The sequence below is a fragment of the Oleiphilus sp. HI0086 genome, from assembly GCF_001635225.1.
Genome location: NZ_LWFZ01001105.1, coordinates 1 through 1,181, shown reverse-complemented (window position 1 = coordinate 1,181; position 1,181 = coordinate 1). Strand labels below are relative to the sequence as shown.

Sequence of the window (1,181 nt, the reverse complement as noted above, 5' to 3'; positions counted from 1 at the left end):
ACCACCTCCCTGCTCCCGGTATAAATGGCCCTTCTGCGTTTGTTTCAATTATGGAAGGCTGTAGCAAGTATTGTACTTTTTGTGTTGTGCCTTACACGCGAGGTGAGGAAGTTAGCCGCCCTGTTGATGACGTACTGGCAGAAATCTCCCACCTTGCTACTCAAGGTGTGCGTGAAATAAACTTACTCGGCCAAAACGTTAACGCCTACCAAGGTGAAACACACGATGGCGACATGATGGATCTTGCTGAGTTAATCACACTAACCGCAGCCATTGAAGGCATTGACCGAATTCGTTTTACAACGTCGCATCCGGTTGAGTTCAGTGACTCACTTATCGACGTTTATGCCGATACTCCTGAGCTGGTAAGCCACCTCCACCTTCCTGTTCAAAGCGGTTCAGACAGAATACTGAATGCGATGAAGCGCGGCCATATGGCATTAGAGTACAAATCTAAAATTCGCCGTATACGTAAGCACCGCCCTGATATTAGTATCTCTTCAGACTTTATCATTGGCTTCCCTGGCGAAACCGAGAAAGACTTTGAAGACACCATGAAGCTGATCAATGACGTTGGCTTTGACGCTTCTTTTAGTTTTATCTATAGCGCGCGCCCGGGTACACCAGCAGCAGATTTACCTGATGAAACAAGCGAAGAAGTTAAAAAACAACGACTGCAAATTCTGCAGCAGCGCATTCTTCAACAAGCTCAAGATATTAGCCGAAAAATGGTCGGTAATACCGAACGAATTCTGGTCACAGGTTTTTCTAAGAAAGACCCCGGGGAGCTACAAGGCCGAACCGAAAATAACCGTGTTGTGAACTTCAAAGCGAAGCAAGACCGCTCAGATAGTGCCTTGATCGGGCGCTTTATCGACGTGAAGATTACCGATGCTTACGCAAATTCATTACGTGGTGAAAGAGTCGATGAGCAAGACTACTAAAAAAGAAAAGTTAGCCAGACGGCAAGACAAGCAGCCTGACGATAAAGTCAAAACAACGAGCACTGGCTCCATTACCATTAAAGAAGTTGCACTGACGCCTTTTGATAATGACCGCCTCGCCTGTTTGTGCGGCCAATTTGATGAAAACATCAAACACCTGGAGATGCGCCTAGATGTTAAGATTAGCTATCGGGGCGCTGTTTTCAAAATACGTGGCGAAAAAGCTGAAGCATCTCA

At 46.1% G+C, this 1,181-nt stretch carries 1 protein-coding gene and 1 pseudogene; both read left to right on the top strand.

What is annotated here, in order from left to right; genetic code table 11:
- A partial coding sequence (gene miaB, locus A3756_RS19575) for a tRNA (N6-isopentenyl adenosine(37)-C2)-methylthiotransferase MiaB (RefSeq protein ID WP_068554387.1) occupies positions 1-944 on the top strand: 944 nt, incomplete at its 5' end.
- Positions 928-1,181: pseudogene (locus A3756_RS19570) on the top strand (hypothetical protein); the annotation flags it as partial. The gene miaB and the pseudogene A3756_RS19570, both read left to right, overlap by 17 nt.